This window comes from Sphingomonas sp. S6 (assembly GCF_043498045.1).
In the GTDB taxonomy this organism is placed as follows: Bacteria; Pseudomonadota; Alphaproteobacteria; order Sphingomonadales; family Sphingomonadaceae; genus Sphingomonas.
Genome location: NZ_JBIEOE010000008.1, coordinates 51,657 through 72,335 on the forward strand (window position 1 = coordinate 51,657; position 20,679 = coordinate 72,335).

Sequence of the window (20,679 nt, forward strand, 5' to 3'; positions counted from 1 at the left end):
CTCCCCCGCCAGGGGGAGGACTTGTCGAACGTCATCCCAGCGAAGGCTGGGATCTCTCGCGGTCAGGCTTGGGCAGGAGCCGCGGGAGGCCCCAGCCTGCGCTGGGGCGACGTGTAGTTAGCGCCTTACGCCCATTGCGCGAGCCAGTCGGCGAGGCCCTGCGGGGAGAGCGAGCGGGCGTCGGCGAGTGCGGTTTCGCGGCCGGCGTTGACGACGCGGTTGGTCTTCGGGTCGACGATCAGCAGCGCGGGCACGCCGGCAAGCCGCCCCTTGATCCCGTAGCTCGCGGGGATGTCGAGGTTCTTGTCGAAGCGGCCGATATCCACCGTCACGACTTCATAATGTTTCGCCATGAAGCCGCGCATCGCGGGCAGCTCCATGACGCCGGCGAGCAGGCGGCAGTCGAGGCACCAATTGCCGCCCATGTCGATCAGCAGCTTCTTGTGGCCCTTCAGCGCGCGCGCCTTGGCGGCGGCGACCTGCGCCTTGGCGTCGGCGGCGCCGTCATAGGGCAGGGGCAGCGGCTGCGGCAGCTGATTGAGCGTCGCGATGGCGACGCGCGGCGCGGCGACGCGGGCATCGGCGACCGCCGGCAGGGTAGCGGCGAGCGCAAGGGCGAGCATGAGCGGGCGGGACATCGACACCTCCGACAAGGGAAAGGCCGATTTCAGCCGCTGGCGTCGACCTTGGCAAGGTGGTGCGTGCTGCACCGGCGAAAAGCGCGGCTTTCTCGACCACGAGCGGCGCGGCGCTGTAGGATTGTTGCAGTTGCGTGAAACGCATGCGTCGTTGCAAGCAACAATATTGCGCATTCGTGTAACGATCTACATATCGCGGGGGCCGGCCATTCCGCCGGCGCGGAGACCTTCCATGCGCATGTTCGAAACCGCGGCCAGCTCGGTGCTGGCGATCGCGGCCCAGGCGCTGGTGGTCGGGGTGATCATTTCCGCCCTTTGACCCATCGGCCCGCCCGCCCGCTTTCCGCCTGACGGCGTAGAGGGGGCGGCTAGGGCGACGGGGCGGAACCGACGGCGCATCCCGAGCGTCCCATCCGCCATGTTCGTCGACTTTCGCGAGCCACCGCCACCGCCGCCGCCGTGACGACCCAAGCCCCGTGACCCGCGGCCGCAGCTGACGCCGCGCCAGCAGAATGCGCTGGCGGCGATCATCGGCGTCAACGTGCTGCTGCTGTTGATCGCGCCGATCGGCGGCGCGACGGTGATCCAGGCGATCGGCGCGCTGTTTCGCTAGCGCTTGCGTTCGTAACGCGCGGCGAATTCGTCGTCGGACATGATCAAATAGCGGATCATGTCGACGAACGCCCAGGGCACGGTGACGAACAGGCCGATGACGGTGATGCTGAGGACCAGCATCACGATCCCCGATCCGGTCCGCCCCGTGTAGAAGCGGTGGATGCCGAGCGTGCCCAGCAGGAAGGCGAGGATCGCGGCGACATATTTGTTGCGATCGTTCACCGGTGCGCGGGGCGGCGGGGGTGCCAGGACGTGGCGGGTGCCCGCTTCGGCGGGCATCGGGAAAACGCTGAGCGCGCGGTCGCCCTCCGCTTCGAAATCGACCTTCACGCCGATCTTGGGCTCGCCGCGCTGCGCCCAGTCCTCCGGGGTGAAGCGATAGCGCTTGCCGTCATCGCCCGCGACCAGCCCCTCGCCGCTCCGCGTATCCACACCCAACACCTGTCCGCGCATGCCCACTCCCCGGCTCGTTCAAGGTGTATTGTGGCGATCAGGCGGCGGCGCGCAAGAGGCTACTCGGCGGCGAGGCGTTCGGTCAGGCGGGCGAGCGTGGTGAGCGCGGTGACATGCGCGGCAAAGGCCTTGCGTCCGGCGCGCGTGGCCGCGGCCCAGGTGCGCGAGCGGCCGTCGCTACTCGCCTTGCGCAAGCTGACGTAGCCCGCGTCGACCAGCGCCGACAGATGTTTCGACAGCACCGAATCGCTGACCTGTGTCGTGGTGCGCAGCAGGGCGAATTCGGCGTCCTGCACCTCCGTCAGCACCGCCATGATCTGAAGACGGGCGGGCGGGTGGATGACCGGATCGAAGCCGCTCATGCTAGGCTGCCGAGCAGTTCGCGGCGGAAGACGCGGCACCACCAGACGCTGCCGCCATAGGCGATGGCGGACGCGACGAGCGCGAGGGCGAGCGGCGCCCAGCGGATGCCGTGGTCGATCATCAACCAAAAGCCGAGCATGTGCAGCGGCAAGATGACACCGAGCATCGCGAAGGTGATCCAGCGCGTCTTGCCGGCGCGATAGCCGTTGATGAACATGCCCATGCGGCGCCGGTCCCAGCGGATGATCGCGATCAGCGCGACGAAGATGCCGATCAACACCACGAACCGCGAGATGCCGGGTGCCATCGGGCTGGCAACCAGGGTGCCGATCATCGCGGCAAAGGCGGCATGGCGGATCGGCGGCACGCCCGACGCGGCGGCGAGGCGCAGGCGCGACTGTTCGATGAAGGCCAGCGCCTCTGCGGCGTTCGCGCTGTTATGGTCCATGACGTTCCCTTTCCAAGTTGGAAAGAGAGTGGCGAAGACTTTCCGATTCGGCAAGTGGTAATTTTCCGGATTGGAAAGTGGTGTGGGGTCGTTGTGGCTGGCGGGGGCTGAGTGCGTCCATTGCTTCGTTCCGTCATCCCGGCCTTGAGCCGGGATCCCGCTTCTTCTTTGGCGGCGAAAGCGGGACCCCGGATCAAGTCCGGGGTGACGGGATGGGGGAAGCCGATCGGCGGGGCGGGCGGACGGAGCCTGCGCCCCGCCGCCGCCCGTCCCGGCTTATTCCCCCGCGAACACGCTCTTTAGCTTGGCGAAGAAGCCCTGGCTTTCGGGGCATTCGTCGCCGGTTTCGGTTTCGCGGAACAGTTCGAGCAGTTCGCGCTGGCGGGTCGAGAGCTTGGTCGGGGTTTCGACCTCGATCTGGATGACGAGATCGCCTTGGCCGCGGCCCTGCAGCACGGGCATGCCGGCGCCGCGCTGACGCAGTTGCTTGCCCGACTGGATGCCGGCGGGGATCTTGATGTCGTGGCGGGTGCCGTCGAGGCCGGGGATCGACAAGGTGCCGCCCAGTGCCGCGGTGGTGAAGCTGATCGGCGCGCGCGCGAACAGCGTCGTGCCTTCGCGTTCGAAGATCGGATGCCGCGCGACATGGAGGAAGATGTAGAGGTCGCCCGGAGGCGCGCCGCGCGGACCGGCCTCGCCTTCGCCGCTCAGGCGGATACGCGTGCCTTCGTCGACGCCGGGGGGGACGTTGACGCTGAGCGTCTTGGTCTTTTCGATCCGGCCGTCACCACGGCAATCGGGGCAGGGATCGGCGATGATCTCGCCCGAACCCTGGCAGACCGGGCAGGCGCGTTCGACGACGAAGAAGCCCTGCTGCGCGCGCACCTTGCCATGGCCGTTGCAGTGGCGGCAGGTGGAGGCGTGCGTGCCGGGCTTGGCGCCCGAGCCGTGGCAGGTGTCGCATTGCGCCGAGACGTCGACGGTGATCTCGGTCGCCTTGCCATGGTATGCCTCTTCGAGGGTCACTTCCATGTCGTAGCGCAGGTCGGCACCGCGACGCTGCTGCTGACGCCCGCCACCGCGGCCGCCGTTCATGAATTCGCCGAAGACGGATTCGAAGATGTCGGAGAAGCCGCCGAAATCCTGCGCACCGCCGCCGCCACCGCCGCCGTTCTGGAAGGCGGCATGGCCGAAGCGATCATAGGCGGCGCGCTTCTGCGGGTCCTTCAGGACGTCATAGGCCTCGCTGATCGCCTTGAAGCGCGCTTCGCTATCCTTGCACCCGGCGTTCTTGTCCGGATGGTATTTCATCGCGAGCTTGCGGTACGACGATTTGATCGTCGCGCCGTCGGCATTCCGCTCGCATTCGAGCAGCTCGTAATAGTCGACTGTGGTGCTCATGCCCGTCCTCTAGCGCGAGACGATCGGACGGCCATACTAGTATTCCGTTCACGTTGAGCCTGTCGAAGCGCGGCTCTCCGCGAGCGCCTCGCTTGGGGCACACGCCCTTCGACAGGCTCAGGGCGAACGGGTTGGGGGTAGGCTGCCGTCATATCACCCCACATTCCACCCCGTTGTCCCCCTGCCGGAAAGTCACAAAAGTCACGCCGAAGCATGTGTTGTGCGGGCAGGGGGACAGGGTGGCTTTTACGCCTTGTGGTCGTCGACTTCCGAGAATTCGGCGTCGACCACGTCGTCCTTGGGCGCTTCGGCACCGGCGTCGCCCTGCGGCGAAGCCTCTGCCGCCTGCGACTTTTCGTAGATCGCCTGGCCGAGCTTCATGGCAACCTGCGCGAGCGCCTGCGCCTTTTCGTTCATCTGGTCGGCATCGCCGCCTTCGACCGCCGCCTTGGCCGCGTCGATCGCCGACTGGATTTCCGACTTCAACGACTCGTCGACCTTGTCGCCATTGTCCGCGAGCTGACGCTCGGTGGTGTGGATCAGCGATTCCGCGTTGTTCTTCGCCTCGGCGCCGGCACGACGCTTCTTGTCCTCTTCGGCAAAGCGCTCGGCATCCTTGACCATCTGGTCGATATCGGCGTCGCTGAGACCACCCGAAGCCTGGATGCGGATTTGCTGTTCCTTGCCCGTGCCCTTGTCCTTGGCGGAGACGTTGACGATGCCGTTGGCGTCGATGTCGAACGTGACCTCGATCTGCGGCACGCCGCGCGGCGCCGGCGGAATGCCGACCAGGTCGAACTGGCCGAGCAGCTTGTTGTCCGCCGCCATCTCGCGCTCGCCCTGGAACACGCGGATCGTCACCGCGCCCTGGTTGTCGTCGGCGGTCGAGTAGGTCTGCGACTTCTTCGTCGGGATCGTCGTGTTGCGATCGATCATGCGGGTGAACACGCCACCCAGCGTCTCGATGCCCAGCGACAGCGGCGTCACGTCGAGCAGCAGCACGTCCTTGACGTCGCCCTGCAGCACGCCCGCCTGGATGGCGGCGCCCATCGCGACGACCTCATCCGGGTTGACGCCCGTGTGCGGCTCCTTGCCGAAGAACTGCTTCACCGCCTCGCGGACCTTCGGCATGCGGGTCATGCCGCCGACGAGGACGACTTCGCTGATGTCGCCGGTGCTGACGCCGGCATCGGCGAGCGCCTTCTTCATCGGCTCGATCGTGCGCTTGATCAGGTCGTCGACCAGACGCTCCAGATCGGCGCGGCTGATCGTCTTGACGAGGTGCTTCGGGCCGTTCTGGTCGGCGGTGATGAAGGGCAGGTTGACCTCGGTCGACGCGGCCGAGCTCAGCTCGATCTTCGCCTTTTCCGCGGCTTCCTTCAGGCGCTGCAGCGCGAGCTTGTCCTTGGTGAGGTCGATGCCCTCATCCTTCTTGAAGCCCTCGGCGAGGTAATCGACCAGCTTGTTGTCGAAGTCTTCGCCGCCCAGGAAGGTGTCGCCGTTGGTCGCCTTCACCTCGAACACGCCGTCACCGATCTCGAGGATCGAGACGTCGAACGTGCCGCCGCCGAGGTCGTAGACCGCGATCGTCTTGCCGTCCTGCTTCTCGAGGCCATAGGCCAGAGCAGCCGCGGTCGGCTCGTTGATGATGCGCAGCACTTCCAACCCTGCGATCTGGCCGGCATCCTTGGTCGCCTGGCGCTGCGCGTCGTTGAAGTAGGCGGGCACCGTGATGACCGCCTGCGTCACCGTCTCGCCGAGATACGATTCGGCGGTTTCCTTCATCTTCTGCAGCGTGAAGGCCGAAATCTGCGACGGGCTGTAATCCTTGCCGCCCGCCGAGACCCACGCGTCGCCGTTCGGGCCGCGCGCGATCTTGTAGGGAACCAGCTCGGTGTCCTTCTTGGTGATCGGATCGTCGAAGCGACGGCCGATCAGGCGCTTCACAGCGAAGATCGTGTTGTCGCCGTTGGTGACCGCCTGGCGCTTGGCCGGCTGGCCGACCAGACGCTCGCCGTCCTTGGCGAAGGCGACGATCGACGGCGTGGTACGCGCGCCTTCCGCATTCTCGATCACCTTGGGCTTGCCGCCTTCCATCACTGCGACGCAGCTGTTGGTGGTGCCGAGATCGATGCCGATTACTTTAGCCATGTGTGCTTGCTGAGCCCCTCACGAACAAAAAAATACAAACGAGAAGGGAACCTTTTGCCCCGTTACGGCGACGAAAGGTGCCCGTTGATGGGCGCGATATAGGTGGGGTTGCGCTTGCCGCAAGACGGGGCGGGCCATAGGAACTACGCGCGAAACGATCCCGTTTCGGGAAGGGAACAGGCATGCGGCTGGGTACGGCGGTCAAGGCAATGGCGCTGGCAGGCGCGATGGCGGCGGGTCTGGCGGGCTGTAGCGGTCCCGATCGCGTGACCGCGGACGATGCCTGGATCCGCCTGCCCGCTGCGGCGGGGCGACCGGGGGCGGCCTATTTCACGCTGCATGGCGGGCGGAGCGATGCGACGCTGATCGACGTCAGCGCCGATGTCGCGGTGCGGGCCGAGATGCATGAGAGCATGAGCGGCGCGGGCGGCATGGCGGGGATGAAGCCGCTGGCGAGCGTGGCGGTGCCGGCGGGGGCCAAGGTGGTGTTCGCGCCGGGCGGCAAGCATGTGATGCTGTTCGACATCAACCCGCGGGCGAAGCCGGGCAAGATCTTCAACCTGACGCTCAATTTCGCCAACGGCGGGCGGATGTACGTGCCCGCGACGGTGGTGGGGCCGGCCGATCCGGCGCCGGATTTTTGATGGGGGCGATCCCACTTACTCCGTCACCCGGACGTGATCCGGGGTCCCGCTAGGGTTTGATCCATCGCTTTTGACCGAGGCGTCATCCCAGCGCAGGCTGGGATCTCCCGGCGATAGCGCGTGAAAGGAGCCGCAGGAGGCCCCAGCCTTCGCTGGGGCGACGGTTCTATGGAGATGGATCAGGCTTCAATTCCCAGCGGCGAAAGAAGCGGGACCCCGGCTCAGGGCCGGGGTGACGGGAGTGTACCGGGGTGACGGAGTGTAACGGTCACGCCGGGGTGACGAGGGGGCTTAGATCAGCCCCTGCGCCTTCAGGCTGACGTGGCCGTTCAGCCCCATGATGATGTGATCGTGGACGACGATCCCCATCGGCGCGCCGGCGTCGGCGATGGCGCGGGTGATCTGCACGTCTGCACGGCTGGGGGAGGGATCGCCCGAGGGGTGATTGTGGACGAGGATGATTGCCGCCGACCCCAGGTCCATCGCGCGGCGGATCACTTCGCGGACGTGGACGGCGGCCTGGTCGATCGATCCTTCGCTCATCACCTCGTCGCGGATCAGCATGTTGCGGGTGTTGAGGTGCAGGACGCGGAAGCGTTCGATGACGTGGTGCGCCATGTCGGCGCGCAGATAATCGAGCAGGGCCTGCCAGTTGCCGAGCACGGGGCGCTCGGCGACCTCCGCCTTCAGCAGCCGGATGGCGATGGCGTGCGCGATCTTGATCGCCGCCGCGGCGCTGTCGCCGACGCCGGGCACACGGGCGAGCGCCTCCGGGTCGGCGGTCAGCAGCCCGCCGATGCCGCCGAATTCGCGTAACAAGGCCTTGGCGATCGGTTTGGTATCGATACGCGGCAGCGCGAGCGTGAGCAGATATTCGATCAGCTCATGGTCGAGCAAGGCGTCGCCACCCCCGGCGAGCAGCCGTCCGCGCAGGCGCTTGCGGTGACCGGCGGCATCGTCAGGTGGCGGGGCGGGGGCCATGGCCTGCGATCCTATGACGCGGCCGGAGCGGGTGCAACGATTGCGCCCGCGCTTTCCCCAAGCCTATGTACGCGGTGATGGACGATGCCGCCCACCCGCCGCGCGAGACGCCGCCCCGCCGGCGACGGGGCTTCGGCGCGTTCAGCCGGCGCCGCAGCATCGCGCTCGGCGTGGCGCTGGTGGTGCTGGCGGCGCTGATCGCATTGTGGAGCGTGCGGCGGCCGATCGCGGCACGCGTCATCGACCGCGAACTGGCGAAGCTGGGCGTGCCGGCGCGCTATACGATCGGCACGTTCGGAACGGGGCGGCAGCGGCTGAAGAATGTGGTGCTCGGCGATCCGGCCGACCCCGACCTCGTCGCCGACTGGCTGGAGGCGGAGACGCGGATCGGGCTCGACGGCGCCAAGGTGGTCGGCGTGCGCGCCGGGCATGTCCGCCTGCGCGCGCGCTGGGTGGGCGGCAAGCTGTCGTTCGGGGCGATCGACCGGCTGCTGCCGGCGCCGTCGGGCCAGGCGACGCCCTTCGCGCTGCCGGCGCTGTTCGTCGATGCCGAGGATGCGCGGCTGCGGGTCGAGACGCCGGCGGGGGTGCTGGGGCTGAAGGTCAGCGGGCGCGGGCGGCTGGACGACGGCTTTGCGGGGAATGTCGCGCTGGTCGGCGATACGCTGCGGCTGAACGATTGCGTCGCGAGCGGCGTGCAGGCGGCGTTGCGCGTGACGGTCACCAAGGGCGCGCCGACGGTCGCCGGGCCGGTGCGGCTGGCGCGCGGCGCGTGCGGAGCAAGCCGGATCGTGGGCGTGGCGGCCGATGTCGACGCGCGATTGTCACCGGCGTTCGATGCGTGGCGCGGCTCGGCGCGGCTGGCGAGCGCGGCGGTGGCCGGCGGGGGAGCCCGTGCGGCGCGGCTAAAGGGATCGGCGACGTTCGACGGCAATGCGACGGCGACCGAGGGGCAGGCGGACCTTGCCGCCGCGGCGGTGCGTGCGCCGGGTGGTGCGGCGCGGACACTGGCGGTGCGGGGGCGCTACCGAATCGGGGCGGAACAGCTGTTTGCCGGAACGGTGACGGTGGCCGGGGGACAGGTCGCGTCGCGGATGCTGGCGGTGCTCGACGCCCGGACGGGGGCGGGATCGCCGGTCGCGCCGCTGGTGCGTCAGCTGAGTAGGGCGCTGCGCCAAGCGGGGCAGGCGATCAACGGCAGCGCCGATCTGGCGGTGCGGCAGGCGGGTGGCAGCGGCCAGTTGCGCGTGACGCGCGCGGCGCTGGCGGCGGCGAGCGGCGCGCGGCTGCGGCTGGGGGGCGGCAGCGGCATTGCGTACGGCTGGCCGCAGGCGCGCGTGCATATCGATACCGCGGTGCAGATCGCGGGCGGGGGCCTGCCGCAGGCGGACGTGCAGCTGGCGCAGGCGCGCGCGGGGGCGCCGATCCGCGGACGCGCGATCGTCGCGCCCTATGCCGCGGGTGGGGCAAGACTGGCGCTGGCCCCCGTGACGTTCAGCGCAGGCAGCGGCGGCGTGACACGGATCACGACGCGGATCGACCTGAGCGGGCCGCTCGGCGACGGGCGTATCGACGGGTTGCAGGCGCCGCTCGATCTCGACTGGGACGGGCGCGGGCGGCTGCGCGTCGATCCGGGGTGCGTGGCCGTCGCGATCCAGCGGCTCGCGGTAGCGGGGCTGGTGCTCGATCCGGTGCGGACGCGCGTGTGTCCGCGCAGTGGTGCGGCGGCGGTGGTGACGGTGGAGCGCGGGCGGATCGGCGGCGGCGTGCGACTGCCCGCGACGCGGCTGACCGGGCGGCTGGGCGGCACGCCGCTGACGCTGGCGGCGAGCGGCAGCGAGTTGCGGCTGGAGGATAACGGTTTCGCCCTGAGCGGTGTCGCGGCGCGGCTGGGCAGTCCGGAGCGGGTGACGCGGATCGATCTGGGGCAGCTGACCGGCCGGATCGCTGGCGGCGGGGTTGCCGGGCAATTCGCCGGCGGATCGGGCCAGATCGGCAACGTGCCATTGCTGCTGGGCGCGGCGGCGGGCGACTGGAACCTGCGCGGCGGCGTGCTGGCGCTGACCGGCACGATGACGGTCGACGATGCCGCGGCCGATCCGCGCTTCAAGACGCTCGCGGCGCGCGAGGTGACGCTGCGCCTTGCCGATGGCACGATCACGGCGGGGGGCACGCTGTACGAGCCGACCAAAAGCGTAAAGGTCGCCGACGTGCGCATCGTCCATCGTCTGTCGGCGGGGACGGGCACCGCCGATCTCACCGTGCCGGGCATCGTCTTCACCAAGGACTTCCAGCCCGACCTGCTGACCCGCCTGACCTTCGGCGTCGTCGCAGAGGTGCGTGCGACCGTGACCGGCGATGCGCATATCGGCTGGGCGCCCGAGGGCGTCACGTCCACCGGCACTTTCGAGACCAAGGATGCGGCGCTGGCCGCGGCATTCGGCCCCGTTTCGGGACTCAGCACGACGATCCATTTCAGCGACCTGCTCAGCCTGGCGAGCGCGCCGGGGCAGGTGGCGACGGTGAAGACGATCAACCCCGGCATCGCCGTGACCGACGGCACGATCGTCTACCAGTTGCTGCCCGAACAGCGTGTGCAGATCGACAGCGGCGTGTGGCCGTTCGCGGGTGGCAAGATGACGTTGCTGCCGACGACGCTCGATTTCGCGCAGGCGGGCCAAAGGCGGCTGACCTTCCGCCTCGACGGGGTGGCGGCGGACCAGTTCCTCCAGCAGTTCGACTTCAAGAACCTCGACGCGACCGGCATCTTCGACGGCGAGCTGCCGATGATCTTCGACGACACCGGCGGGCGGATCGAGGGCGGGCGGCTGACGGTGCGGCCGGGCGGGGGCAGCATCGCCTATGTCGGCGACCTGACGCAGAAGGATCTGGGCATCTGGGGCAATATCGCGTTCCAGGCGCTCAAATCGCTGCGCTATCGCAACCTCACCATCTCGATGAACGGCCCGCTGGCGGGCGAGATGGTGACCGCGGTGCGCTTTGCCGGGGTGACGCAGGGCGAGGGCGCGAAGAGCAACTTCATCGTCCGCCGGCTGCAGAAGCTGCCCTTCGTGTTCAACATCACGATCAAGGCGCCGTTCCGCGGCCTGCTCGACAGCGCGCAAAGCTTCTACGACCCGAGTCGCCTGCTGCCCCAATTGCTCGAACGCGAGCGGCGGAACGGGGCCATTCAGCCTTCCGCAAGCGCACCCGTGCCACAACCGAAACAGGATTGAAGATGGTGAAGCGAATCACGACATTGCGGATCGCGATGGGGATGGCCGGGATCGGTATGGCGGCGACGCTGGGCGGCTGCATCAACGTGTCCGCGCCGGAAAAGCCGATCCAGATTAACCTCAACATCAGCGTCACGCAGCAGGTGGTGTACCGCCTGGACGGCGAAGCGAAGGCGCTGATCGACAAGCAACCGGGGATTTTCTGATGACCAAGAGCATGATGATGATAGGCGCCGCCGCGGTGGCGCTGGCCGGCCTGTCGGGCGCGGCGTTCGCGCAGCGCGACCCTGCCTATGCGGCGGCGCGCGAGGCGAAGGAAGTCGGCGAACAGCCCGACGGCTATCTCGGCGTGGTGAAGGGTGGCCCCGCGATCCAGGCGCTGGTCCGCGACATCAACATCAAGCGCAAAGCGGCCTATACGCAGAGCGCGCAGGCCAATGGTTCGACGGTCGAGCAATTCGCCTTCACCACCGGCTGCAACCTCGTCGCGCGCGTGCCGGTGGGCGAGATGTACAAGACGCCGTCGGGCCAGTGGAAGGAAAATACCGGCACGCCGGAACTCGACGGGCGGTGTAAGTGACCACGTGAAGTCCTCCCCCGCCAGGGGGAGGTGGCGCCGCGCAGCGGTGACGGAGGGGGCGGACAGGGCGGTAGCCCAATAATAAGGCGCGCCGCCCTCCTCCCCCTCCACCATTCGGCTCACGCCGAACGGTCCCCCTCCCCCTGGCGGGGGAGGAATTGCTTGTGGGTTACTCACCGGTTGACACCCTCGGCACCCCCACCTAAACGGACCACGCCTTGGCGGGATCGGTCGCCCTGCGCGCTTTCTCCCCCGGTTGAACGATACAGGCGAGGGGATGCGCGTGGCGGATGACGATACCGGACGAGACTTCACCAGCGCGGAGGATCCGCGGCTTTCCGCGCTCGACGAGCGATTGAGGGAAGCCCGGCACGCCGAAGCGTTGCGGACGGGGCAGGGGGCACCGACGGCCGATGCGGGATATTCGCTCGGCAATCGCGTGCTCGCCGCCCTGATCGGAAGCCTTGTCGGCAGTGCCCTGATCGGCTGGTGTATCGACCGCTGGTTCGGCACGACCCCATGGGCGCTGATCGTGATGCTGTTCCTCGGAATCGCGGTCGCGTTCAGGCAGATCTTACGGATTGCAGGCGAGCGCCCGGAGTAAACCGGGCGTTTGTCGTATCAGGGAGCGAAAGGCCACACGTGGCGGCAGAATCGGGCAGCAGAATCGATCCGATGCACCAGTTCCTGATCGAACCCCTGTTCGGTCGGCATTGGGTCGTCGCGGGATACGACATCTCGTTCACCAACTCCGCGTTGTGGATGGTCGTCACGCTGGTCAGCCTGTGGCTGTTCATGCTGGGCGGGATGAAGCGCGAGCTGGTGCCCGGCCGCTGGCAGGCCGCGGTCGAAGGCTTCACTGGCTTCGTGTCGAACATGCTGACGTCGAACGTCGGGCCGGCGGGCAAGCGCTTCGTGCCCTACGTCTTCTCGCTGTTCATGTTCATCCTGTTTGCCAACCTGTGGGGCCTGTCGCCGGTCGGCGTCGTGCCGGGCTGGCATCCGTTCACCGTCACCAGCCATCTGACCGTCACCGGCGTGCTGGCGATCATCAGCTTCTCGATCGTGCTGATCGTGGGCTTCGGCAAGCACGGCTTCCACTTCTTCAGCCTGTTCGTGCCGCACGGCACGCCGCCGCTGATGATCCCGCTGATCTTCGTCGTCGAGCTGATGAGCTTCCTGGTGCGCCCCTTCTCGCTGGGTCTGCGACTGTTCGTCGCGATGACCGCGGGGCACATCCTGCTGAAGGTGCTCGCCGCCTTCGTGATCACCGGCATGAACCTGGGCGTCGGTTATGGCCTGCTGGTGTCGCTGCCCAGCTTCGTGCTGATGATCGGCATCACGCTGCTCGAGCTGCTGGTCGCCGCGATCCAGGCCTATGTCTTTGCGCTGCTGACGAGCGTGTATCTGAACGACGCCGTCAACCTGCACTGAGTTTCGTTTTTAGTTTCAACCCAACTGTTTGATACGGGAGTTTTGACATGGACGCAGAAGCCGCCAAGATGATCGGCGCCGGCCTGGCCGCGATCGGCATGGGCCTTGCCTCGCTGGGCGTGGGCAACGTGTTCGCCAAGTTCCTCGAAGGCGCGCTGCGCAATCCGGGTGCGGCGGACAGCCAGCAGGGCCGTCTGTTCATCGGTTTCGCGGGCGCCGAGCTGCTCGGCCTGCTCGCCTTCGTGACGATGATCATCCTGCTGTTCGTCGCCTAACATCAGATGCGTTCGCCGGGCGCTGATGGCGTCCGGCGGATCGTTCGAGGTCGCGCTAAAGGGTTTCGATGCCTCAGATTTCGCAGATCGCCGCCACCTACGCTTCGCAGATCTTCTGGCTGCTCATCACCTTCGGCATCCTGTATTTCGGGATCGGCAAGATGATGGTCCCGAAGGTCATGGCGACCGTGGACGCGCGTGAAGGCCAGATCGCGGGCGACCTTGCCGCGGCCGAACAGGCCCGCCTCGCCGCCGACCAGGTCGAAGCGGCCTGGCGCGCCAAGATGGACGAGGCGCGCGCCGCGGCGCATGCCGAGACCACCGCCGCCAAGGCGCAGGCGGTCAAGGCGACCGAAAGCCAGATCAAGTCGATCGACGTCGAACTGGCCGAACGTCTTGCGCATCACGACCTCGCGGTCGGCAATGCCAAGGCGCAGGCGATGCTGAACCTGCAGGCGGTCGCCGCCGAGGTGACGCAGGATCTGGTGGCCAAGGTGTCGGGCCTGACCGTCGGCATCGATGCCGCCGCGGATGCGGTGCGCAGGAGCAACGCGCATGGCTGAGGCCGCCCCCCAGAACACGCCGGCCGGTGACGCGGGCGATGCCGCCGTCGCCGCCAACCTTGCCGATGCCGCGACCGCGCAAGGGTTGCAGACGCAGAACGTGCGTGACGGCAGCCAGCTGACCGCCAACGTCTCCGAACCTGCCGCGCATCACGTCGAGGAGCCGACTGCCCTCGGCCTGAACACCACCGGCTGGGTCGGGATCGCCGCGCTGGTCGTGCTGATCGGCATGCTGTTCGTGAAGGTGCCGGCGAAGATCGCCGCAAGCCTCGACAAGCAGATCGCCGGCGTGCGCGCCCAGCTGGACGAAGCCAAGGCGCTGCGCGCCGAGGCCGAGCGCCTGCGCGGCGAATATGAGGCGAAGGCCAAGGCCGCCGAAGCCGACGCCGCGACGATGCGCGCGCATGCCCAGGCCGAGGCGAACCAGATCATCGCCAAGGCCAAGCACGATGCGGAGGAGCTGATGGCCCGCCGCACCAAGCGCGCCGAGGACAAGATCGCCGCCGCCGAACGCGCCGCGATCGCCGAAGTCCGCGCGCTTGCGGCAGAGACCGCGTCCAAGGCCGCGGCGCTGGTGATCGCCGAGAAGCTCGATGCCGATGCGGATCGCGCGATGATCGATCGCTCGATCGCCGGGCTCGGCCGGCCGAACTGACCCTTCATTCCTCCCCGGCACGGGGAGGTGGCAGCGCGTTAGCGCTGACGGAGGGGGGCTTCCTCATAGGCTGCGCTCGCGGCGAGCCCCCTTCACCACCAGCTCCGCTGGCGGTCCCCCTCCCCGCAAGCGGGGAGGATTTTTGTTTCGACGTGCGTCTCTTTACGGGTTTCCGGCGCCGTCCCATCTTGTCCGAGCCCGCACAGGAGCAATCCGATGTCGTGGCTTATTCTGGCGGTCGCCGTCTTCACCGAAATCTGCTGGGCGCTCAGCCTGAAATGGGCGGCGACGCTGGCGACGTGGCAGGCGTCGGCGGTGCCGATCGTGCTGTCGTTCGTGAATATGGGACTGCTTGCGCTGGCGATGCGCGGCCTGCCGGCGGGGACGGCCTATGCCGTATGGACGGGCTGCGGCGCGGTCGGCGTCATCATCGGCGGGGTGCTGCTGTTCGGCGACAAGGTGAGCCTGGTGCAGGCGTGCTTCATGGCGGTGACGGTGGTGGGGATCGTGGGGACAAGGCTGTTCGCGCAGGCGTAAGGGGGGGCGGCTCCTTTTCTCAGGCTGCGAAATCTTACTCGTCATTGCGAGCGGAGCGAAGCAATCCAGAGCCGGACCAGGACGCCCTGGATTGCTTCGCTCCGCTCGCAATGACGAACAGGGGTGTGCGGATCCCCAGAAACGTTCGACGTGACGAAAAGCGTTTAGCGGTGCTACACCGCTAGCACGCGCCACGGCGCGAGGTGAGGTGTAGCCATGTCGATCCTGCTGTCGTTGCTGTTGATCGGAGCCCAGACGCAGGCGGCGGATCGCGCGGGGAAATTCTCGCTCGACATCCCGGCGGACGAAACGGTCACCGCGCCGGCCAAGCCCAAAGCCGCGGGCGAAGAGACGCCGAAGCCCGAGGCGCAACCGGTCGAGACGAAGCCGGATACCGCAGTCGATTCGTCGTCTGCGCCGACCGAAGCCCCAGCTCCACCACCAACGGCAGCCGCGCCAGCATCTCGCGCCCATTTCTCGCTCGACACGCCGATCGTCGACCTGCTCGCCGACCCCCGCGCGAAGGCGGTGCTCGACAAGGATATGCCGGGCCTCAGCGACGACGAGAATCTGTCGAAATTCCAGGCGCTGTCGCTGCGCCGGCTCGCGCCATTGAGCGGCGGCCAGATGACGGCGGAGCTGATGGGCAAGCTCGCCTATGATCTCGCCGCGCTTGGCGGTGGTGCGCCCCCGCCCGTGTCGCGCAAGGGATTGCCGAGCGGGCGTTAACCTCTAGCCCCGACCCCGGCCGACTCCTACATGGCGGGACATGTCGTCCTACGGCCCGCCCGATCGATTCAACGAAGAACGCGCCACCTACGCCGTCCGCGGATCGGATACCCCCGATATCGAGGCGGGGGTCGCCGCGATCCGTAACGTCTTGCAAACGCTGCCGACGCGCTCCGGCGTCTATCGCATGCACGATGCCAAGGGCGACGTGCTGTACGTCGGCAAGGCGCGTTCGCTGAAGCAGCGCGTCGCGAATTACACGCAGGTGAAGGGCCTCACCAAGCGGCTGCAGCGGATGATCGCGCAGACGCGGTCGATGACGATCGTCACGACCAACAACGAGGCGGAGGCGCTGCTGCTCGAGGCGCAGCTGATCAAGCGCTATCGCCCCGCCTATAACGTGCTGCTGCGCGACGATAAGTCGTTCCCGTTCATCCTGCTGCGCGGCGACCACGATTTTCCCCGCGTGCAGAAGCATCGCGGCGCGCGCCGCGCGCCGGGCAATTACTATGGGCCGTTCGCCAGCGCGGGCAGCGTCAACAACACGCTCAATGCGCTGCAAAAGCTTTTTCTGCTGCGCAGCTGCACCGACGGCTTCTTCAAGACGCGCGACCGGCCGTGCCTGCTGTACCAGATCAAGCGCTGTTCGGCGCCGTGCGTCGGGCGGATCGACAAGGACGGATACAAGGAGCTGGTCGACGACTGCCGCGACTTCCTGGCCGGCAAGTCGACCAAGGTGCAGGCCAAGCTCGGCGCGCAGATGCAGGCGGCGGCGGAGACTATGGACTTCGAACTGGCCGCGCTGCTGCGCGACCGGTTGAAGGCGCTGACCTTCGTCCAGGGCACGCAGGCGATCAATGCGGAGGGCGTGGGCGATGCCGACGTCTTTGCGCTGGCGTGCAAGGACGGCGTGATCGGCATCCAGGCCTTCTTCATCCGCGGCGGCCAGAATTGGGGCCATCGCAGCTTTTTCCCGCAGCACACCAACGACGTGCCCGAGGACGAGGTGCTGGCGAGCTTCCTCACCCAATTCTACGAAGAGGTGCCGCCGCCCAAGACGATCCTGCTCGACCGGGAACTGGGCGAGGGCGCGCTGCTGGGCGAGGCGCTGGGCGAGCGCGCGGGCTATAAGGTCGCGCTGTCGGTGCCGCAGCGCGGCGATCGGCGCCGGCTGATGGACCAGGCCAAGCGCAACGCGATTGAAGCGCTCGAACGCCGGCTGGCGGAGAGCACGACGCAGGCGAAATTGCTGCGCGAGGTGGCGGAGCTGTTCGACCTGGGTGATCCGCCCGACCGAATCGAAATCTACGACAACAGCCATATCCAGGGCAGCAATGCCGTGGGTGCGATGGTCGTCGCGGGGCCGGAGGGGTTCCGCAAGGGCCAGTATCGCAAGTGGAATATTAAGGGGAATGAGGCGGCGACCGACAGCGACGTCGGCATGATGCGCGAGGTGTTCCGCCGCCGCTTCGCCCGCCAACTGGAGGAAGCGCCCGACCGCGACGACGGGACCTGGCCCGACCTGGTGCTGATCGACGGCGGCAAGCCGCAGCTGGGCGCCGCGAAGGCGGTGCTGGAGGATCTGGGGATCGAGGACGTGTGCCTGGTCGGTATCGCCAAGGGGCCGCACCACGGTCGCGAGGGGCGCGAGGTGTTCCACCTGCTCGACGGGCGCGAATTCCAGCTGCCGGTCAACGCGCCGGTGCTGTTCTACCTCCAGCGGCTGCGCGACGAGGTCCACCGCTTCGTGATCGGCGCGCATCGCGACAAGCGCGCGAAGGCGATCGGCGCGTCGCCGCTGGACGAGGTGCCGGGCATCGGTCCGGCGCGCAAAAAGGCGCTGCTGATGCACTTCGGCACCGGCCGCGCGGTGCGCAATGCGAGCCTGGAGGATCTGAAGAAGGCGCCGGGCGTGTCGGCGGGGGTCGCGCAGCAGGTGTACGACTTCTACCACGCGCGGTGAGGTTCGGGCGCGCTGCCTAAAGAGACCTGTCTCCCCGCAACGCGTCCGGGGTGACGGGGCACGTGGTGGGGGAGATACCGCACACCCTGCACACCTCTTCTTCGTCTTTTCTACGTTGCCGCTGCACAGTCGCTCGTTAGGATAGCCCCTGTATTTGGGGGGATTGCAATGAAAGTGCGGCGACTGGCGCTGGTGGCGCTGTTCGGGTCGACCAGTTGGGCGGCGCAGGCGGCCGACAAGGTGCTGTACCAGCCGGTGCCGACCTGGGTGAAGCCGGCGCCCGCGATCGATCCCGCCAGCGTAACGCCCGATTCGCCGGTGCTGATGGTGCTCGACAACCAGCAGCGGCTGGAGGGTGGCACGGTGTGGCAGTACACCGACACCGCGACGCGGATCGCGACGGCCGAGATGCTGGGGCAGGCGGGGACGGTCAGCCTGCAATGGCAGCCGGCGGCGGGCGACCTGATCGTCCACCGCGCCGAGATCATCCGTGGGCCTGAGCGTATCGATCTGCTGAAGCCCGGCGCGGATGGCGCCAAGGCGGGTTTCGACGTGCTGCGTCGTGAACAGAAGCTGGAACAGCGCCAGCTGGACGGCATGCTGACCGCGACGATGGCGGTCGAGGGCCTGCGCGTCGGCGATATCCTGCACGTCGTCGTCTCGATCACGCGCAAGGACGCGGTCCTGCAGGGCGCGATGCAGGGCTTCCAGCCACTGCCGTCGGCGCCGCTGAAGATCGGCTATGCGCGGGCCCGCGTACTGTGGCCCGCGGCGGATCAGGTGCGCTGGAAACTCTATGCCGAGGCGCCCAAGCCGGTGGAGAGCGTCGTGGGCGGCTATCGCGAGATCAGCGTGCCGCTGCCGCTCGCCAAGCAGCCCGACCTGCCCAATGACGCGCCGGTGCGCTTCCAGCGGCTGGGGCTGCTGGAGGCAACGAGCTTTGCCGACTGGGCAGCGGTGTCGAAGGTAATGGCGCCGCTCTACGCCACCGACGGGCTGATCGCTGCCGATCCTGCGCTGTCTGCCGAGGTCGCGAAGATCAAGGCGGCGAGCAGCGACCCGATGCAGCGCACCGCGGCGGCGCTGCAATTGGTGCAGGAACAGGTCCGCTATCTGTTCAACGGCATGGATCAGGGCAATTACAAGCCGCAGAGCCCGGCACAGACGTGGCAGCTGCGCTATGGCGACTGCAAGGCGAAGACCTTGCTGCTGCTGTCGATTCTGCGCGCGCTGGATATCGAGGCCGAGCCGGTGCTGGCGAGCAGCAAGTTGGGCGATCTGCTGCCCGATCGCCTGCCGACGCCGGGCGCGTTCGATCATATCCTGGTGCGCGCGAGCGTGAACGGCGAGACCTTGTGGCTGGACGGCACCGATGCCGGCGCTCGGCTGGCCGATCTGCGCGATACGCCGCCGTTCCGCTGGACGCTGCCGGTGCGTGCGGCGGGGGCGCCGCTGCTCGCGCTGCCGATGCGGGCCCCGGCGCGGCCGCATATCGAGGCGACGATCGATCTGGATCAAAGCGCCGGCGTGGGCCTGCCGGCGGTATTGACCGCGACGGTCAACCTGCGCGGTCGCATCGGCCAGATGCTGCAGGCGGCGCAGGCGCAGGCGAGCCGCGAGGATATCCGCAAGATGGCGGACAAGATGACGCAGGGGATCGTCGGCTCCGCCACCGTGGTCGACCGGACGCTGAAATACGACCCTGCGACGGGCCTGGCCACGGTGACCGTCACCGGCATCGCCTATCCCGACTGGAATCGCGTCGATCAACGCTATCGCAGCGTGATCGACCGGACGGTGGCGGGGATGACGTTCGAACCCGATCGTGCGCGCGCCGCCTGGGCGACGATGCCGGTCGCGACGGGCGACGCGGCCTATTACCGCAGCCTGACCCGCATCCGCCTGCCCGATGGCGGCAAGGGCTATACGCTGGAAGGCGATCGCAGCTTCGCCAAGCCGATGGCGGGGGTGACGGTGACGCGGACCGTCGCGGAGGCGAATGGCGTGGTGACGATCGACGACCGCTCGGTCCTGTCGGGCGCCGAAGTGCCCGCGAACGAGATCGCCGCCAACCGGGCCGCGATCAGCGCCGCCAAGAATCGCTTGCTGAGCGTCGTCGCGCCCGCCGATCTGCCCAACCTGCCCGCCCGGGTGGAGGCGACGAAGCGCGCCGGCGGGTTCGCCAAGCTCGCCGCGCTGTACGATCGCGGCGTCGCCGACCAGCCCGACGAGGCGGAGGTCTATACCAATCGCGCCTGGTTCTACGAGCAGACGTACGACCGGCCAAAGGCGATCGCCGATTTGACGCGTGCGATCGCGATCACGCCCGATGCCAGTACCTATACCCGGCGCGCCGCACTGTATCGGCAGACCGGCGACCTGGCCAAGGCGTTCGCCGATCTGACCGCCGCGCGCGGCATCGACCCGTCCGACGACGATACCGTCGAGGCGCTGGCGACGCTGCGCGCCGATCGCGGCGAGAAGGACGCGGCGATCGAGCTGGTGCAGGAACGGATCGACGCGGGCGGCAAGAGCAAGCCGGGTATGATCGCGCTGAAGGCCGACGTCCTCGCGCGCACCGGTGATAAAGATGGGGCGATCGCGGCGATCGACCAGGCGGTGGCGGCAGGGCCGGGCAATCCGCGGCTGCTCAACAGTCGATGCTGGATCAAGGGCACGCTGAACGTCGCGCTCGATACCGCGCTGAAGGACTGCACGCGCTCGATTGAGCTGAGCGATTCGACCACCGCGGCGCTGGACAGCCGGGCGATGGTGTTCTTTCGCATGAACCGCTTCGACGATGCGCTCGCCGACCTTAACGCGGCGCTCGACAATGCGCCGGGGCTGGCGGCCAGCCTGTACATGCGCGGGCTGATCCTGGGGCGGCAGGGCAAGGCCGAAGGCAAGGCGGATCTCGCCGCCGCGCGCCTGATCAACCCACGGATCGACGAGGATTACAAGCGCTATGGTATCCAGCCGTGATGGCCCTTGCCGTCGCGCGAAAGAGCGGACC

21 protein-coding genes are annotated in these 20,679 nt (G+C 68.0%); 14 read left to right on the top strand and 7 right to left on the bottom strand.

Features of this window, described 5'->3' with window-relative positions; genetic code table 11:
* Window positions 1–125: 125 nt before the first annotated feature.
* Complete coding sequence (locus tag ACGVWT_RS13460) at window positions 126–638, bottom strand: thioredoxin family protein (protein WP_315460631.1); 513 nt, start codon at window positions 636–638, stop codon at window positions 126–128.
* Here ACGVWT_RS13460 and ACGVWT_RS13465 point away from each other — a divergent pair.
* Complete coding sequence (locus ACGVWT_RS13465; protein WP_315460630.1) at window positions 622–957, top strand: hypothetical protein; 336 nt, start codon at window positions 622–624, stop codon at window positions 955–957. The two genes, ACGVWT_RS13460 and ACGVWT_RS13465, sit on opposite strands and share 17 nt — an antisense overlap.
* Before the next feature lie 290 nt (window positions 958–1,247).
* Here the strand turns inward: ACGVWT_RS13465 and ACGVWT_RS13470 are convergent, their stop codons facing one another.
* From ACGVWT_RS13470 to dnaK, 5 genes are all read right to left on the bottom strand, one after another.
* Window positions 1,248–1,706 (bottom strand): TM2 domain-containing protein, encoded by a 459-nt coding sequence (locus ACGVWT_RS13470; protein WP_315460629.1) that lies wholly within the window; start codon window positions 1,704–1,706, stop codon window positions 1,248–1,250.
* Between the two features lie 59 nt (window positions 1,707–1,765).
* Window positions 1,766–2,068, bottom strand: coding sequence for a transcriptional regulator (locus tag ACGVWT_RS13475; protein ID WP_315460628.1), 303 nt, complete (start codon window positions 2,066–2,068; stop codon window positions 1,766–1,768).
* On the bottom strand, window positions 2,065–2,517 hold the full coding sequence (locus ACGVWT_RS13480) for a hypothetical protein (RefSeq protein ID WP_315460627.1): 453 nt from the start codon (window positions 2,515–2,517) through the stop codon (window positions 2,065–2,067). The genes ACGVWT_RS13475 and ACGVWT_RS13480 overlap by 4 nt, the downstream gene beginning before the upstream one ends.
* A 276-nt stretch (window positions 2,518–2,793) precedes the next feature.
* Window positions 2,794–3,918, bottom strand: a complete 1,125-nt coding sequence (dnaJ, locus tag ACGVWT_RS13485; protein ID WP_116460541.1) for a molecular chaperone DnaJ — start codon at window positions 3,916–3,918, stop codon at window positions 2,794–2,796.
* Between the two features lie 246 nt (window positions 3,919–4,164).
* Complete coding sequence (gene dnaK / locus ACGVWT_RS13490) at window positions 4,165–6,069, bottom strand: molecular chaperone DnaK (protein WP_315460626.1); 1,905 nt, start codon at window positions 6,067–6,069, stop codon at window positions 4,165–4,167.
* 182 nt (window positions 6,070–6,251) lie between these two features.
* Between dnaK and ACGVWT_RS13495 the strand changes: the two genes are divergently transcribed.
* Window positions 6,252–6,713 carry a copper chaperone PCu(A)C gene (locus ACGVWT_RS13495; RefSeq protein WP_315460625.1) on the top strand — a complete coding sequence of 154 codons (462 nt, stop codon included), beginning with the start codon at window positions 6,252–6,254 and terminating at the stop codon, window positions 6,711–6,713.
* Between the two features lie 291 nt (window positions 6,714–7,004).
* On the opposite strand, the gene radC is transcribed toward ACGVWT_RS13495, so the two are convergent.
* Complete coding sequence (radC, locus tag ACGVWT_RS13500; RefSeq protein ID WP_116460544.1) at window positions 7,005–7,694, bottom strand: DNA repair protein RadC; 690 nt, start codon at window positions 7,692–7,694, stop codon at window positions 7,005–7,007.
* 65 nt (window positions 7,695–7,759) lie between these two features.
* Here radC and ACGVWT_RS13505 point away from each other — a divergent pair, with 65 nt between their 5' ends.
* From ACGVWT_RS13505 to ACGVWT_RS13560, 12 genes are all read left to right on the top strand, one after another.
* Complete coding sequence (locus ACGVWT_RS13505; RefSeq protein WP_394426777.1) at window positions 7,760–10,930, top strand: YdbH domain-containing protein; 3,171 nt, start codon at window positions 7,760–7,762, stop codon at window positions 10,928–10,930.
* A 2-nt stretch (window positions 10,931–10,932) separates the two neighbouring features.
* Window positions 10,933–11,136: a YnbE family lipoprotein gene (locus ACGVWT_RS13510; protein WP_017980004.1), complete on the top strand. Its 204-nt coding sequence runs from the start codon at window positions 10,933–10,935 to the stop codon at window positions 11,134–11,136.
* Window positions 11,136–11,510 (top strand): YdbL family protein, encoded by a 375-nt coding sequence (locus ACGVWT_RS13515; protein ID WP_116460547.1) that lies wholly within the window; start codon window positions 11,136–11,138, stop codon window positions 11,508–11,510. Before ACGVWT_RS13510 ends, ACGVWT_RS13515 begins: the two co-directional genes overlap by 1 nt.
* Before the next feature lie 277 nt (window positions 11,511–11,787).
* Window positions 11,788–12,114 carry an AtpZ/AtpI family protein gene (locus tag ACGVWT_RS13520; RefSeq protein WP_017980002.1) on the top strand — a complete coding sequence of 109 codons (327 nt, stop codon included), beginning with the start codon at window positions 11,788–11,790 and terminating at the stop codon, window positions 12,112–12,114.
* A 38-nt stretch (window positions 12,115–12,152) separates the two neighbouring features.
* Window positions 12,153–12,944, top strand: coding sequence for a F0F1 ATP synthase subunit A (locus tag ACGVWT_RS13525; protein WP_063686380.1), 792 nt, complete (start codon window positions 12,153–12,155; stop codon window positions 12,942–12,944).
* A gap of 47 nt (window positions 12,945–12,991) precedes the next feature.
* Window positions 12,992–13,219 carry a F0F1 ATP synthase subunit C gene (locus ACGVWT_RS13530; protein WP_038662560.1) on the top strand — a complete coding sequence of 76 codons (228 nt, stop codon included), beginning with the start codon at window positions 12,992–12,994 and terminating at the stop codon, window positions 13,217–13,219.
* A gap of 68 nt (window positions 13,220–13,287) precedes the next feature.
* A complete protein-coding gene (locus tag ACGVWT_RS13535) occupies window positions 13,288–13,782 on the top strand; it encodes a hypothetical protein (protein WP_017979999.1) in 495 nt (164 codons plus the stop codon).
* Window positions 13,775–14,437: a hypothetical protein gene (locus ACGVWT_RS13540; RefSeq protein WP_295562812.1), complete on the top strand. Its 663-nt coding sequence runs from the start codon at window positions 13,775–13,777 to the stop codon at window positions 14,435–14,437. The genes ACGVWT_RS13535 and ACGVWT_RS13540 overlap by 8 nt, the downstream gene beginning before the upstream one ends.
* Before the next feature lie 216 nt (window positions 14,438–14,653).
* Complete coding sequence (locus tag ACGVWT_RS13545; protein ID WP_315460623.1) at window positions 14,654–14,974, top strand: multidrug efflux SMR transporter; 321 nt, start codon at window positions 14,654–14,656, stop codon at window positions 14,972–14,974.
* A gap of 216 nt (window positions 14,975–15,190) precedes the next feature.
* Window positions 15,191–15,703 carry a hypothetical protein gene (locus ACGVWT_RS13550; RefSeq protein WP_070308619.1) on the top strand — a complete coding sequence of 171 codons (513 nt, stop codon included), beginning with the start codon at window positions 15,191–15,193 and terminating at the stop codon, window positions 15,701–15,703.
* A gap of 40 nt (window positions 15,704–15,743) precedes the next feature.
* Window positions 15,744–17,666 (top strand): excinuclease ABC subunit UvrC, encoded by a 1,923-nt coding sequence (uvrC, locus tag ACGVWT_RS13555; RefSeq protein ID WP_116460551.1) that lies wholly within the window; start codon window positions 15,744–15,746, stop codon window positions 17,664–17,666.
* A gap of 168 nt (window positions 17,667–17,834) precedes the next feature.
* Window positions 17,835–20,648 carry a DUF3857 domain-containing protein gene (locus tag ACGVWT_RS13560; protein WP_315460622.1) on the top strand — a complete coding sequence of 938 codons (2,814 nt, stop codon included), beginning with the start codon at window positions 17,835–17,837 and terminating at the stop codon, window positions 20,646–20,648.
* Window positions 20,649–20,679 lie beyond the last annotated feature (31 nt).

Excerpts from the sequence above, each read along its gene's own strand:
- ACGVWT_RS13465 (WP_315460630.1), top strand. The coding sequence starts at position 622 with ATGAGCGGGCGGGACATCGACACCTCCGACAAGGGAAAGGCCGATTTC.
- ACGVWT_RS13460 (WP_315460631.1), bottom strand. The coding sequence starts at position 638 with ATGTCCCGCCCGCTCATGCTCGCCCTTGCGCTCGCCGCTACCCTGCCG.
- ACGVWT_RS13470 (WP_315460629.1), bottom strand. The coding sequence starts at position 1,706 with ATGCGCGGACAGGTGTTGGGTGTGGATACGCGGAGCGGCGAGGGGCTG.
- ACGVWT_RS13475 (WP_315460628.1), bottom strand. The coding sequence starts at position 2,068 with ATGAGCGGCTTCGATCCGGTCATCCACCCGCCCGCCCGTCTTCAGATC.
- ACGVWT_RS13480 (WP_315460627.1), bottom strand. The coding sequence starts at position 2,517 with ATGGACCATAACAGCGCGAACGCCGCAGAGGCGCTGGCCTTCATCGAA.
- dnaJ (WP_116460541.1), bottom strand. The coding sequence starts at position 3,918 with ATGAGCACCACAGTCGACTATTACGAGCTGCTCGAATGCGAGCGGAAT.
- dnaK (WP_315460626.1), bottom strand. The coding sequence starts at position 6,069 with ATGGCTAAAGTAATCGGCATCGATCTCGGCACCACCAACAGCTGCGTC.
- ACGVWT_RS13495 (WP_315460625.1), top strand. The coding sequence starts at position 6,252 with ATGCGGCTGGGTACGGCGGTCAAGGCAATGGCGCTGGCAGGCGCGATG.
- radC (WP_116460544.1), bottom strand. The coding sequence starts at position 7,694 with ATGGCCCCCGCCCCGCCACCTGACGATGCCGCCGGTCACCGCAAGCGC.
- ACGVWT_RS13505 (WP_394426777.1), top strand. The coding sequence starts at position 7,760 with ATGTACGCGGTGATGGACGATGCCGCCCACCCGCCGCGCGAGACGCCG.
- ACGVWT_RS13510 (WP_017980004.1), top strand. The coding sequence starts at position 10,933 with ATGGTGAAGCGAATCACGACATTGCGGATCGCGATGGGGATGGCCGGG.
- ACGVWT_RS13515 (WP_116460547.1), top strand. The coding sequence starts at position 11,136 with ATGACCAAGAGCATGATGATGATAGGCGCCGCCGCGGTGGCGCTGGCC.
- ACGVWT_RS13520 (WP_017980002.1), top strand. The coding sequence starts at position 11,788 with ATGCGCGTGGCGGATGACGATACCGGACGAGACTTCACCAGCGCGGAG.
- ACGVWT_RS13530 (WP_038662560.1), top strand. The coding sequence starts at position 12,992 with ATGGACGCAGAAGCCGCCAAGATGATCGGCGCCGGCCTGGCCGCGATC.
- ACGVWT_RS13535 (WP_017979999.1), top strand. The coding sequence starts at position 13,288 with ATGCCTCAGATTTCGCAGATCGCCGCCACCTACGCTTCGCAGATCTTC.
- ACGVWT_RS13540 (WP_295562812.1), top strand. The coding sequence starts at position 13,775 with ATGGCTGAGGCCGCCCCCCAGAACACGCCGGCCGGTGACGCGGGCGAT.
- ACGVWT_RS13545 (WP_315460623.1), top strand. The coding sequence starts at position 14,654 with ATGTCGTGGCTTATTCTGGCGGTCGCCGTCTTCACCGAAATCTGCTGG.
- ACGVWT_RS13550 (WP_070308619.1), top strand. The coding sequence starts at position 15,191 with ATGTCGATCCTGCTGTCGTTGCTGTTGATCGGAGCCCAGACGCAGGCG.
- uvrC (WP_116460551.1), top strand. The coding sequence starts at position 15,744 with ATGTCGTCCTACGGCCCGCCCGATCGATTCAACGAAGAACGCGCCACC.
- ACGVWT_RS13560 (WP_315460622.1), top strand. The coding sequence starts at position 17,835 with ATGAAAGTGCGGCGACTGGCGCTGGTGGCGCTGTTCGGGTCGACCAGT.